Genomic DNA, 13,255 nt, shown 5'->3' with positions numbered 1-13,255 from the left:
TCAATACAATGCAAAAGCACTTTTTATTATCCCTCCTATTACTCACGGGCGTGACTTCCCCGCGTGCGCAGGTACAACCTGTGCACAAGGACAAGCCCTATTTGCAGGATTTAAGTATCAAATATTACGCGGATACCACCCAGAGTTCCCTCCAACAGGTGGCGGCCGACCGCAACGGCATTATCCAGATGCTCGCCAAAGAAGGGCTTCGGCACACTGCTGCCGGACAGTTTCTGTACCCTGGCAAAGTAGTTCCCGACCGGAATTACCGGTACATGAAGGACAAGAACATCAGTAATCTCGTTTCTTACGAAAATCAGCTCGTGTACCTCACCGACCAGGTGGTATTCAGCAATGCCTGGGCCGGAACGCTGTTTTCAAAACATAACCTTCCAAAGGCCAGCTTGCTCGCAGGCGGCAAGGATTTTACCTTCCTCGTTTCCGATGGCGCCTCGCTCGAATTGATCAAAGACTCGAAAAGCCTCTGGAATGGCAAGTTGGCCGACGATGCTGTGATTGGATTAGCGTTTCAGGGTAATGCAAACCAGTTCTGGATTCTGGGGAGCAAATCGCTTTATAAACTGGGTGTTCAGGACAAAAAGCTGACGAAAGTGCTTACCGGATCCAATTTTACAGCATTCAGCCTGGCTTCGAAAGAAACAAAAATTTATATCGGCACCAATGACGGTTATCTTGTGGTGGATATTACGAGTGGAAAAACGCTCTTCGACATTCAGCGCAAACTACCTGCATCCAATATCACCGCTGTAAAAGAGGTAGATGGCAAAGTATGGTTCGGCTCCGATATGGGCGCATTTGCATTGCGTGCCGATGGCAAGTTTGACTATTATTTCGGAGAACGCTGGCTCCCCGGCAACACTGTTTTGGATATTGAAAAAGGGCCTAAAAATTCGGTACTGGTTTTGACTACAAAAGGTTTGGGACAAATCCAGTTCAAATCCATGACCTTGGAAGAAAAGGCTAAACTGTTTGACCAACAAGTGCGGCTGCGCCACATCCGCAATGGTTTTAATTCGCAGCTGACCGGACTGAATCACGGCGATTTGTCAACCGGCTATACCGAAGATTCAGATAATGACGGACTTTGGACATCGATGTACCTCGGCGGCCAGATTTTCCGGTATGCGGCCACCAAAGATCCCGATGCATTGCAAAACTGCCGCGAATCGATGGATGCCATGGAGCGCTTGTACACAGTGAACCCCGTGGCAGGATTTCCGGCTCGCTCCTATGAACGTGCGGGTCATATCAATGAGTTGCACGATGTTGAACGCTGGCAGCATTCTCCTGAAAAGGAATGGGATTGGAAATCGACAACCAGCAGCGACGAAGTGATCGGCCATATTTTCGCATTCGGCGCGGCAGCAGAGTTGATCGATGACCCGAAAATCAAGAAACAGGCCATTATGCTCATCGATACGCTCATGTCGCATATTGTCAAAAACAATATGTACCTCATCGATTTCGACGGCAAACCTACTATGTGGGGCAAATGGCATCCTGACTATGTGAATGCTTTCCCTACTAATGTCGGCGACCGCAAGCTGAACTCCTCCAACATTATAGCCATGCTGCAAACCGCCTACCATTTCACCAAAAAGGAGAAATACAAGGCAAAAGCATTCGAGTTGATGAACAAACACGGCTATTACGAGAATATGATGCGGTCTATGAGCATAATCGGGATGGCCCCTGCGGATGCCGACGAACACGCGAAACACATGTCCGATGGCTGGAACCACTCCGACGATGAAATGTATTTCCTCGGCTATTGGGGACTTTACCGCTATGCTTTCAACGATACGCTTAAAGCCAGCTACAAGAAGCAGATCATCGACCACTGGCAAGCGGAGCGCCCGGAGAAGGAGGGCGCCTGGAATATCTTTACAGCAATAACAGGTACCAAAGATTTTGACTTGAATGAATCTGTATGGTATTTGCAGGAGCATCCGATGGACCTGATCGACTGGGTGATCAAGAACAGCCACCGCAAGGACATCGAAAAGCTGGAACCGAATTTCCGCAAACAGACCACGAAGGAGGTATTGCCGCCTGATGAACGCCCTATTCAACGGCATAATGGCAATATGTTCAGCCTCGACCGGAGCGGCGGCAATGGTTCGGGCGAGCATAGCGCGGGCGATATCTGGCTCCTTCCCTACTGGATGGGCCGTTACCTCGGCATTATTACCGGCCCCCAAAAGTAGATTTACCCATGAGACTTGTTTCTATCCCGGTTTTAACGTTCCTAACATTTTTGAGCATGCAATCCTGCCAGACAGATACCGCAGAAAAACAGATCACGCACGACCTGACCTACCACCACGACCTGGATAATAACGACAACTTTTCACCCGATGGAAAATGGCTCGTATATGATACCAGAACCGATGACGGCGGTATCGCGGAATCAGCACGGATTGAGCGTGTGAACATTGAAACGGGAGAGAAACAAGTCCTTTTTGACATAAAAGGCAATGCTGCCTGGGGCCCGGGTGCCGGCGCTGTGAGTTACAGCTCCAAAGAAAACGCCGTTGTATTTATTCACGGCCTTTCTACCAGCACCAAAGAGAACCCCTACCAGCAATGGCGCCGCACGGGCGTAATCATCCACGACGACCGTCCGAACGTGCCCGTATACATGGATGCGCGTGACGTAACGCCCCCGTTCACGCCCGGCGCGCTACGCGGGGGCACGCACCGGCACGAGTGGAGCAGTGACGGTCAGTGGATCGGATTCACCTATAACGATGCCATCCTGAAAGCTTTGGAAGACTCAACTGGCGAGAAACGTAATCTGCGGACCATCGGTGTTTCTAAAAAAGGAAGAGCCGTCAGAGTCGATAAAAATGATGAGAATGTCTCCGGAGAATGGTTCAGTGCATTGGTAGTGCGGGTTGTCCCAAATCCTGCTCCGGGAAGTGATGAAATCAGCCATGCCGCCAGCGACAGCTGGGTGGGTACGAATGGATATACCGCACAGAATGGCACACGCCAGATTGCACGGGTATTTCTTGGCACTGTGAAAGACAAAAACGGCCACGATGTACCCGAAGTTTTCATCGTAGATATTCCCGAAGACATTACCCAACCCGGGCCGCTAGGGCCATTGGAAGGAACTAATACGGATTTTCCGATGCCTCCGAAGGGAGCCGTTCAGCGTCGTTTGACTTTTACCGCCGACAGTAGCCATCCCGGCTGCTCCGGCATCGTCCGTTCTTCGTCGGACGGCAGTCAACTCGCATTTCTGGCCAAAGATGCGAACGGCGTCAGCCAGATTTTCACTATTTCTCCCAATGGCGGTAAAGCACGCCAAATCACCGAGTATACTTCCGACATCGCCGGCAACCTTCGCTGGCATCCGGATGGGAAGCATGTTACTTATGTTTATGAAGGGAGTATCGTGCTTTGCGAGGTAGGCAACGCGCCTTTTAAAGAGAGGATCCAGCTATTGACCGAGCCATCGCAATCTGCTGCGAGTAACCTGGTCTGGTCGACGGATGGTAAGGTGCTTGCATTTAACCGCCTGATGAAGAATGATGCCGGAAAGGGTGTTCAGCAGGTGTTTGTGCTAAATTTCGAAAAACACTAAGACGAAGTCGCATCCGAGAAAACGACCTTTTTATAGACAGCTGAAAGCGGAAGCTCGGCATTTAAATAGCCGAGTTTGATTACATCTTCCAATTTACCGTAAGCCTCTACATACCAGCGTTCGCCTTCGCGGATATAAACTACCACGTTACATCTGGCTTGCTCGACAATAAGATAGTATTGAAGCGATGGGATAAGTGAATACTCCCAGAGTTTTTCACCGTGATCAACTTTGGCAGTGCTTTCCGACAAGACTTCAACGATCAAAAGGGGAAGGGCCGTGTACTTTATGGCGTCACCCTTTTCTTCACAAATTAAGAAATCGGGAATGCGAAAAGTCTTTTCCGCGACACGCAATTTCACAGCGTTTTGATAGAACTCGTATGGGCCATCTTCCAAAATTTTTGAAAGATAACGATGAATATTCCCAGCAATCCTATTGGAAGTAGTTGTTTCTCCTGCCATCTCGACGATTTCTCCGTTGACGAATTCAAACCGGCCTTCGTGAGTTTCACAAAAGGCGAAGTATTCTTCCAGGGAATAGAGTCTTTCAGCCACAGCTTCCATATTTCTGCTTTGTTTTCAAAAATAGTGAATTACAGTAGAATGCGATTGGCAAACGTTGAATGTAATGCAATTTACGACTTCTCCAATCGAATCGACGACCTTCGGATAATCAGTTCCGAGCGTAGGATAATTGGTTCTGAATTGTCTATCAGTTTCGTTCCATTTAGTTGGCCGATCATCGTAGTCATCGCCGTCTTTCCCATCTGATAACCCGGATAAAAAACGGTGGTGAGCTGAGGCGATACTACTTGCGAAACCGGGTCATTATTGAAACCCACAATCGCAATATCTTCCGGTATTGCGTATCCCTTGTCCTTCAAAGCTTGCATGCAGATCGCCGCACAGAGGTCATTGGCAATGAATAGGCCATCGGGCTTTTCTACCATTTGATCTATTTGGTCGGCAATTATCCTTCCCGCTTCCTGGCTGAGATCAGTCGACAAAATCAGGCGATTATCCAACGGCAGATTTTGTCCAGCTATCGCTCGCTTAAAACCTTCCAGTCGGTCGGCATACACATTTCTCCGCAGGTCGCCTGTGACGTGCATGATCCTGCGGCAGCCCTGATCCAGCAAATGGCGTGTTGCATCGTAACCGGCCTGCTCGTTATCAATGATCACCGCGCCGCATTGTGGATGGCTCATAATGCGGTCGAAGAACAGCACTGGAATATTGCGGGTGATGAACGTGGAGAAATGTTCAAACGAATCGGTATCGTAGGCGACGGAAACCAGCAGACCGTCCACACGGCTGTTAAACATAGTTTTAGCATTAGACCGCTCCTTCAACTCAGACTCTAATGACTGATTTATCAACAAGTTATAGCCGAAATTATTGGCAACCTCCTCCATTCCGGCCAGCACGGTCGACATGAAATTACTATTCAGCCTTGGCACAATTACTCCAAGCGTATTGGTTTTGCGCGTCCGCAGGTGGCTCGCAAATGTGTTGGAACGATACCCGAGTTCGGCGGCCTTCTCCGCAATGAGCACCTTGGTTTTCGCGTTAATCGCAGGATGGTCGTTTAATGCCCGGCTCACGGTTGCCGGCGACAATGCGAGTATTTTTGCGAGGTCGTAAATGGTAATTTCCTTTTCCATTATTCTTTTCTTGTAGGGGATCACAGGGGCATTAACCGTCTGTTGTGTATGCTTTAAACTTAACGGCTTTTTTGGACAGGAATCCCTGCTGCCAAAATTTACGGCAAGTTAATGCAATCGGTTACAATACAAGATAATATTTATATTTTTATAAAAATTTCAATTGGCTATGATTCAAACAATGCGCTGGTTCGGCCCGAATGACCCGGTTTCGCTGATGGATATCCGTCAGGCCGGATGCACGGGCGTCGTCACTGCGCTGCATCAAATACCGGTTGGTGATGTCTGGACAAAAGACGCGATCCGGGAAAGGATCTCGCTGGTTGAAGCCGGCAATGAACGGTATTCAACCCTGAAATGGCTGGTAGTAGAGAGCCTTCCGGTACACGAGCATATTAAGAAAGGACTGCCATCGCGCGAGCAATACATCGAAAACTACAAAGAGTCGTTGCGCAATCTGGCCACGGAGGGAATCCGGACGGTGTGCTACAATTTCATGCCGGTACTCGACTGGTCGCGGACCGACCTTACTTACACCTTCCCCGAAGGCCATAAAACGCTGCGGTTCGTATGGGAGGACTTTGCGCTATTCGACCTCTACATCCTCCAACGCCCGGGCGCAGAGGCGGATTACGACGAGCAAGTGCGTGAATCGGCAAGGCTCAAATTGCAAAGCATGCCGTCCGCCGATATTCAGGGATTGACAAACACCGTTTTATTAGGCCTGCCGGGCTCGGAAGAGGCATTCGAACTCGCCAATTTCCAGGAGCTGCTCAATGCGTATGCAACCATCGGAGATCAGGAGTTGCGCGAGAACCTTTATTACTTTATCCGCCAGGTGGCACCGGTTGCTCAGGAATTGGGTATTAATCTCTGCATCCATCCCGACGACCCGCCGCGTCCATTGCTTGGCCTGCCTCGGGTTGTGAGTACGGAAGCCGATTTCATGCAACTGATGAATGCGTGTGATATACGCGCCAACGGCATCACTTTCTGCACCGGTTCGTTAGGTGTAAGGCCAGACAATGACCTTCCGGGCATCATCCGAAGACTAGGTGACCGCATCCATTTCGTCCATCTCAGAACAACCAAAAGGGAGGCCGACGATAACCGTAATTTCCACGAAGCGCCGCATCTGGATGGCGATGTGGATATGTACGAGGTCGTTAAGGCATTGCATCAGGAGGAATTGCGCCGCGAAGCAGCGCATTATACCGACAGTCTGTTGCCTATGCGCCCCGACCACGGATTTCAAATGCTGGACGATCTGCACAAAAAGACGTATCCCGGCTATTCCATGATCGGTCGGCTCAAAGCGCTGGCTGAGCTGCGGGGGCTCGAAATGAGCATTGCACGGTCAGTCCGGGAGTTTTAATCAAGGTTTTATAGATTTTAAAATAATGTCCATTCCAAATCAAATCGAAACAGTACCATCACTGAATGCCTTCTCCCTGGAAGGCAAAATCGCACTCGTAACCGGCGGAGGGAGCGGCATCGGCTTTTACATCGCCCAATGCCTCGCGCAGGCGGGCGCGCAGCTCGTGATCACAGGCAGGCGCGAGGATGTTTTAAAAGAAGCATTACCAAAGCTTGGCACGAGTGCACGCTATTTTGTGAATGACATTACCGATCTGAAATCGCTGCCAGCATTGATCGAGACTATCGAAACGGAAGTGGGGGAAATCGACATTCTGGTCAACAATGCGGGTATTAATATGAAAAAACATGCTGTGGAAGTCTCCGACGAGGATTTCGACCGCGTTATCCAGACCAACCTCCACGCTGTATTCTCGATCACCCGCGAATGCGGCAAACGTATGGTGGCACGCAAGCGAGGATCGATCCTGATGATCACTTCCATGGCCGCATTGTATGGTATCGACCGCGTAGTAGCTTACACGGCATCAAAATCCGCCGTGGGGGGGATGGTAAAGGCATTGACTACCGAATTTTCGCCCTATAATGTGCGTGTAAACGCTATCGCGCCCGGTTTCATTGAAACGCCGATGATGCTCACCGCCATGAATGGTGATCCTTCACGACGTGATAAAGCGATGGACCGCACGCCCATGGGCACCTGGGGCAAGCCTGACGACATCGGATGGGCTGCCGTATTCCTAGCCTCGGAAGCCGCAAAATTCATTACCGGTGTTACGCTGCCCGTGGACGGCGGCAATTCAATTGGATTTTAGTTCAACCTTTTCTTTAAGTATCAATGAAAAAACAAAACATCCTGACAGTATGCCTGCTTTGCCTGCTATTCCTCGGGCTGGGAGGGCTCGTAAGCACACACGCACAGAAAATCAAATGGAACAAGGTCAAGATTCTGGTTTATACCAAAAACGGGAAAGGCTATGTGCATGACAACATTGCCAATTCCAAAGTAGCAATCCTCGCCTTGGGCAAACAGCATGGTTTTGCTGTTGACACGACGTCCGATCCGTCCAAGTTTACGGATGAAAACCTTAAACAATACGATTGCCTGGTTTTCTCGAATACCAACAACGACGTGTTTGACACAGATGCACAGCGTGTGGCACTCATGCGTTACATTCAGGCCGGCGGCAACTTTGTGGGGCTGCATTCAGCATCGGGCACGGAGCGCAAGTGGCGGTGGTTCAAGGATCTCTTGGGCGGGACTTTCTTCTGGCATGAACCAGGGCAAAGCTTTTCAGTGAAAATTCTGGACCCGAAGAACCCGTCGCTCGCACACCTTGGCAAAGAATGGCCGCGGCAAACCGACGAATTCTATTTCATCAAAGAACTCGGTGTAAATCTGAATGTACTGGCCGTAAACGACCATTCAACTATTCAAAAACCTGCCGGAAAAGCACTGGATACCTTTGGGAATGTATTCCCGTCTGTGTGGTGGCATGAGTATGACGGCGGACGCTCGTTCTACTCCTCTCTCGGGCATCAGAAAGAGGATTATGAAAAGGAAGATCTGCGCAAGCACATCCTGGGAGCCATTGAATGGGCGATCGGACCGCAGAAACCCAGAAATTACAGCAAGGCTTACGCAACGAGCCCGCAGGACCCGGTGCGAAATTCAATTCCGGCCTTATCCAAATAGTCAAGAACACATCAGTCATTAAATCCTAAATCTGCATACAAAATGAAAGATCAGAAGGAGCAAAATCAGGACAGAAGGTCATTCCTGAAAGCCACTGCAAAAGGCACAGCGGGCATTATCGCGGCATCGATGTTCCCTACCATCGTACCATCGACTGTGTTCGGCAAGAATGCGCCGAGCAACAAGATCAACATCGGACAGATCGGCTTTGGTCGTATTGGGTCCACACACGACTTGCCGGAAGTGATCAAAAATGAAGCGGCGCACGTGATTGCTGTGGCTGATTTGGATAAAAACCGCCTGGCAAAGGGCAAGGAATGGATTGAACGTAAATACGTCGAACGTACAGGAAAAGAGAAATACCTGGAAGTAAAAACTTACGACGACTACCATGAAATTCTGGGCCGCAAAGATATCGACGCGGTCATCATCAGTACACCCGACCACTGGCATGCCCAGCCAGCCATGGAGGCTGCCGTTGCGGGTAAGCATATTTATATGCAAAAGCCGACTTCCCTGACGATCCGCGAAGGTCGCCAGATGGCCGATATGATCAAGAAGAAGGGAGTCATTTTCCAATTGGGCAGCCAGCAGCGTTCGGTCAACCCCTGGCCGCAGTTCAAACGTACCTGTGAGCTGGTACGCAATGGCCGTATTGGAAAATTGAAAAAAGTATATGTAGGGCTTCCGGGTGATCCCGCAGGTGGAAATACGACGGAAATGCCTATTCCATCGAACCTGAACTACGATATGTGGCTCGGATCGACGCCCGAAATTTACTATACATTAGACCGCGTGCATTCACAAACCGACATCAACGACCGTCCGGGCTGGCTTCGTCTCGAACAGTTCGGGGCCGGTATGATCACGGGTTGGGGTTCGCACCACATCGATATCGCGCATTGGGGAATGGACACCGAGCTCACCGGCCCGATCGAAATCGAGGGCAAGGCTACGTTCCCTGCAAAAGGCTCCGGTCTTTGGGATGTGCATGGCGATTTCCTCGTGAATGCATTGTACGAAAACGGTGTGGTAATGGAGATCGGCGGCACCAACCCTAATGGCGTGAAATTCGAAGGTACCGACGGGTGGATTTTCGTTTCGCGCGGTAATGTGGGTGTTACTGCTTCTGACCCCGTGGCAGCTCAGAATGCGAAAGAAAACAAGGCATTCTACGCCAGCGATCCAAAAATCCTTGGCTCGGTGATCGGAGAAAATGAAATCCATTTGTACGAAAGCCCCGAGCAGCACCAGAACTGGATCGAAAGTATTCAGAGCGGCAAGCAGACCATCAGCCACGCCGAAATCGCGCACCGCTCATGCACCGCGTGCCTCCTCGCGCACACGGCGATGAAACTCGGCCGCAAGGTGAAATGGGACCCGAAAAAGGAACAATTCCTTAATGATAAGGAAGCCACGGCCATGCTCTCCCGGCCGCAACGCGGGAAGTATGGGACTAATAATGTGAAAGGGTAATCCTCTAAAATATCCTGGCTCGGCATTGATCGGCCAGGATATTTTTATAATTTAGAAGTTTCCAAATTTGGATACACACATTATCTCTAATATGCCTGCACACTACTTCAACATACTGATGTTAGATGAAGCCAATCGGTTTCTTGCTACCCTGCCTCAACAAGCAATCGATAAAATATTTTTTAACATTGATATGGCAGCACAAACAAACGATCCCAGGCTACTGAAGAAAATTCATCAACATATCTGGGAGTTCAGAACAACGTATAGTGGCAATGAAATCCGGCTGCTTGCATTTTGGGACAAATCAGATTCCAAACAAACATTGGTAGTCGCTTCGAATGGTTTCATTAAAAAGTCCGCGAAAATCCCGTCACAGGAGATTCAGCGGGCATTAAGAATTAGAGCGAGATATTTTGAAGAACAAAAATAATTATGGGAAAATCAAAAATGAAGGTGTACACACTGGATGAAATGAAGGATAAGTACATTGGCCCTATCGGCACTCCTGCTAGAAATGCGCATGAACACAAAGTAAGTATGGCTTTGCTTGGCCGGGCTATCAGAACCGTCCGGAAAGAACGCAATCTCACACAAGAGCAACTTGGGGAGCTAGTCGGCGTGCAAAAGGCACAGATATCCAAGCTCGAAAACGGCAATAATAGCGCTACTATTGATACGATATTGAAAGTATTCAGCGCCTTAAAAGCAGAGATCGAATTTAATATTACCGTTGACCAGCAGGCATTGCAGATTCGCTAACGGCAAGCCAGAACACCATCTGACATCATCAATAATTCCCTTTATACTCCCGCGGAGTATGCCCGATATACTTCTTGAAATTCCTGTTGAAATTCGATAGCGAATCGAAACCGCTGTCGTAGGCGATTTGGGCGATGGTCCATTTGTCTTCGAGGAGTAGTTTGCAGGCGTGGCCGATGCGGATTTCGTTGACAAAATCAATGAAGGTTTTGTTCGAGCGGGCTTTGAAGTAGCGGCAGAATGCGGCTTCGGTCATTCCGGCGAGAGACGCAACGTCGCTGAGGCGGATTTCCTGGAAGAAATGCTGCAATACGTAGTTGTGCACCTTTTGCATTCGCTCAGTTTCCGAGACTTTGAAGTTATTGACATACCCATAGCTCGAAATGAACTCACCGGAATTGTCGTGCGCAAGTTTGTCGAGCAGCGTCAGGAGTTGCAGGATGCCTTTGAAGCCCTCTACGCTGGTTAACGAGATTAATTCTTCACGAATATGTTCCGAAAGCGCGCCCTTGTAGGAAATCCCCCTCTTCGAATCGGCCAACAGCTGACGAAGCCCGAGCATTTCAGGCTTCTCGAGAAAATCTTTCCCTAAAAAATCCTCCTGAAAATAAAGCACGATGCCGTGGGTCATCAGCGGCGAACCTGCTTCGAAATAGGCCGGGTCGCTCCGCCAAAGGTGCGGCACATCCGGACCGAGAAACACCGTATCGCCCGGACCGAAAGTTTGGATAGAATCCCCGATTAGCCGTTTGCCAGTTCCCTCTAGAACGGTAAATAATTGGTAGTGCGGATGAAAATGCCAATTAGGATCAAAATGGGGCTCTTTAAGCTCGTGGACCGTCACTGTGCGGACTTGGCTCTCGATATTTTTATGGATCGGTGCTTTCATATTCTGTCAGGATTTTACCCAAAAGATTAGCAATATTACATTATTACTATCAAAATATGATCATTTATCGAATTTATTCACAAAAAATAGATTGAGTCATCGGTAAAAGAATCGGCCCTTGGAACCGTTATAAATTATGCCGTCCATGTTCGGATGACTGGCATATTTTTTGTAGATTTATAAAGCCGCTCAACTTTTTTGCAACCTTTTTTGCGAGTACGATGTCAATCATAGGTAGTTCTGAAATTTATTTACGCATATGAAAGCCCTAATCATTCCGACAGCATCCGTGCTGTTTTTTTCGCTGCTCATGGGTTGTGGAAAAACTACCACAATAAGCAGCAATGTGGAGTTGACCGGCAAATGGCAATTGGAGAGCATCGTGCAGGAGGATGATACCATCAGCAAACCCGCTACTACGAAAGGGGTGATGGACATAGGCCTCAATTTTAAAGACAAAGGTGAGCTGGAAGGCACAACTTCCACCAATATCCTGACAGGCTTCTACGAAACCGCCCAACAAAATACGATCCAGATCGGTGGAGGCGGCACCGAAAGAGCGGAGACCAACTGGGGCAACCTGTTTGTGAACGCGCTTCCGAGTGTAAATCTGTATGATTTGAAAACCAACAGATTGATCCTGTATTACGAAAACAGCAACCAGCTCATTTTCAGCCGGGTGCAATAATTTGTATTGAACATAAGCTTCATAAAGCGGCGGTCTCTCCAAAAGGGCCGCCACTTTTGTGTTTGATCAATGAGTCTATTTTACCCCGATATTCATGCAACCAGACGTCAACTTATCAATATCAGCTAACTACTCGTCAAATCGTGTATATTGAACAGTACTTTTTTACTTTAAGATTGTATACTGAAAAGACAGGGGCATTTGCATCCCGCCTAATCCATTCGCCAGCGAGATAAATTCGATTTTTGATGAAGTACAGCATGAACCTCCTTTTGTGGGGGAACCAGATTGATGAAAGCCTATTTCCTACCCTCGAGCTCATCAAAGAGATCGGTTTTGACGGCGTCGAGGTGCCTATTTTCAATACCAATCCTGAGCATTGGTTCAAGTTCCGCCAGAAGCTCGACAACCTGGGCCTCGCATGTGAGACCGATACCATCTGCGGCCCTTCGGAGCACCTTATCAGCGCCGATCCAGCCATGCGCCGTCATACGATCGATCATTTGAAACGTGCATTGGATTGCTCGCTCGTACTCGGCGCAAGCCGCCTGATGGGCCCTTACCATTCGGCATTGGGCGTTTTCACAGGGAAACCGGCTACTGAGGAGGAATGGCAATGGGGAATCGAGGGAATACGCGAAGTAGCCGATTATGCCGAATCGCTCGACATTAGCCTCGGTTTGGAATACCTTAACAGGTTCGAGTTGTACCTCACCAGTTGCGGCGATGAGATCATCCGTTTCGTGGATGATGTGAATCACCCGAACTGCAAGATCATGTTCGACACTTTCCACGCGAATATAGAAGAGAAAAATATCGGCGATACCATCCGTAAGGCCGGCGACCGCATTTCATTCATCCAGCTTTCCGAAAACGACCGCTCCACGCCCGGCAAAGGCAATGTGGATTGGGAAGGGGTGTTCCAATCCATCCGCGACATCCAATACGATGGCTGGATCAGCATCGAGGCATTCAGCCCGAAACTGCCCGTAGCCAACATCTGGCGCAAGATGTTCGATTCGGAAGAGCAGCTCATGCGTGATGGACTGGCGTTCATCAAATCCAATCTGGGATAAATCTTACCCGTC

13 protein-coding genes are annotated in these 13,255 nt (G+C 49.1%); 10 read left to right on the top strand and 3 right to left on the bottom strand.

Annotation, left to right across the window (positions count from 1 at the left end; translation table 11 throughout):
* The first annotated feature begins 8 nt into the window (after positions 1 to 8).
* Positions 9 to 2,228: a ligand-binding sensor domain-containing protein gene (locus CLV60_RS04875; RefSeq protein WP_106594263.1), complete on the top strand. Its 2,220-nt coding sequence runs from the start codon at positions 9 to 11 to the stop codon at positions 2,226 to 2,228.
* A gap of 8 nt (positions 2,229 to 2,236) precedes the next feature.
* A complete protein-coding gene (locus CLV60_RS04870) occupies positions 2,237 to 3,613 on the top strand; it encodes a DUF3748 domain-containing protein (RefSeq protein ID WP_229210821.1) in 1,377 nt (458 codons plus the stop codon).
* Here CLV60_RS04870 and CLV60_RS04865 read toward each other — a convergent pair.
* Both CLV60_RS04865 and CLV60_RS04860 read right to left on the bottom strand, forming a co-directional pair.
* Positions 3,610 to 4,179: a Uma2 family endonuclease gene (locus CLV60_RS04865; protein WP_106594261.1), complete on the bottom strand. Its 570-nt coding sequence runs from the start codon at positions 4,177 to 4,179 to the stop codon at positions 3,610 to 3,612. The two genes, CLV60_RS04870 and CLV60_RS04865, sit on opposite strands and share 4 nt — an antisense overlap.
* Before the next feature lie 71 nt (positions 4,180 to 4,250).
* A complete protein-coding gene (locus CLV60_RS04860) occupies positions 4,251 to 5,279 on the bottom strand; it encodes a LacI family DNA-binding transcriptional regulator (protein WP_106594260.1) in 1,029 nt (342 codons plus the stop codon).
* A gap of 169 nt (positions 5,280 to 5,448) precedes the next feature.
* Between CLV60_RS04860 and uxuA the strand changes: the two genes are divergently transcribed.
* The 6 genes from uxuA to CLV60_RS04830 all read left to right on the top strand — a co-directional run bounded on the left by uxuA (position 5,449) and on the right by CLV60_RS04830 (position 10,590).
* Positions 5,449 to 6,654, top strand: coding sequence for a mannonate dehydratase (uxuA, locus tag CLV60_RS04855; RefSeq protein WP_106594259.1), 1,206 nt, complete (start codon positions 5,449 to 5,451; stop codon positions 6,652 to 6,654).
* A 25-nt stretch (positions 6,655 to 6,679) separates the two neighbouring features.
* Positions 6,680 to 7,471 carry an SDR family NAD(P)-dependent oxidoreductase gene (locus CLV60_RS04850; RefSeq protein ID WP_106594258.1) on the top strand — a complete coding sequence of 264 codons (792 nt, stop codon included), beginning with the start codon at positions 6,680 to 6,682 and terminating at the stop codon, positions 7,469 to 7,471.
* Positions 7,472 to 7,494: 23 nt separating this feature from the next.
* Positions 7,495 to 8,352, top strand: coding sequence for a ThuA domain-containing protein (locus CLV60_RS04845; RefSeq protein WP_106594257.1), 858 nt, complete (start codon positions 7,495 to 7,497; stop codon positions 8,350 to 8,352).
* A 42-nt stretch (positions 8,353 to 8,394) separates the two neighbouring features.
* Entirely contained in the window at positions 8,395 to 9,828 is a 1,434-nt protein-coding gene (locus CLV60_RS04840) for a Gfo/Idh/MocA family protein (RefSeq protein WP_106594256.1), read from the top strand.
* A gap of 91 nt (positions 9,829 to 9,919) precedes the next feature.
* The gene (locus CLV60_RS04835; RefSeq protein ID WP_211302188.1) at positions 9,920 to 10,261 is read left to right on the top strand and encodes a type II toxin-antitoxin system RelE/ParE family toxin; all 342 of its coding nucleotides are present in this window, start codon (positions 9,920 to 9,922) and stop codon (positions 10,259 to 10,261) included.
* A 2-nt stretch (positions 10,262 to 10,263) separates the two neighbouring features.
* Positions 10,264 to 10,590 carry a helix-turn-helix domain-containing protein gene (locus tag CLV60_RS04830; protein ID WP_223401895.1) on the top strand — a complete coding sequence of 109 codons (327 nt, stop codon included), beginning with the start codon at positions 10,264 to 10,266 and terminating at the stop codon, positions 10,588 to 10,590.
* Between the two features lie 28 nt (positions 10,591 to 10,618).
* On the opposite strand, the gene CLV60_RS04825 is transcribed toward CLV60_RS04830, so the two are convergent.
* Complete coding sequence (locus tag CLV60_RS04825) at positions 10,619 to 11,479, bottom strand: AraC family transcriptional regulator (protein WP_106594255.1); 861 nt, start codon at positions 11,477 to 11,479, stop codon at positions 10,619 to 10,621.
* 259 nt (positions 11,480 to 11,738) lie between these two features.
* Between CLV60_RS04825 and CLV60_RS04820 the strand changes: the two genes are divergently transcribed.
* Both CLV60_RS04820 and CLV60_RS04815 read left to right on the top strand, forming a co-directional pair.
* Positions 11,739 to 12,167, top strand: coding sequence for an META domain-containing protein (locus CLV60_RS04820; protein WP_106594254.1), 429 nt, complete (start codon positions 11,739 to 11,741; stop codon positions 12,165 to 12,167).
* Between the two features lie 248 nt (positions 12,168 to 12,415).
* The gene (locus CLV60_RS04815) at positions 12,416 to 13,243 is read left to right on the top strand and encodes a sugar phosphate isomerase/epimerase family protein (RefSeq protein WP_106594253.1); all 828 of its coding nucleotides are present in this window, start codon (positions 12,416 to 12,418) and stop codon (positions 13,241 to 13,243) included.
* Positions 13,244 to 13,255 lie beyond the last annotated feature (12 nt).

Origin of the sequence: Dyadobacter jiangsuensis (assembly GCF_003014695.1) — a bacterium.
GTDB lineage: Bacteria > Bacteroidota > Bacteroidia > Cytophagales > Spirosomataceae > Dyadobacter > Dyadobacter jiangsuensis.
This window is presented reverse-complemented; position numbering and strand designations above follow the sequence as displayed.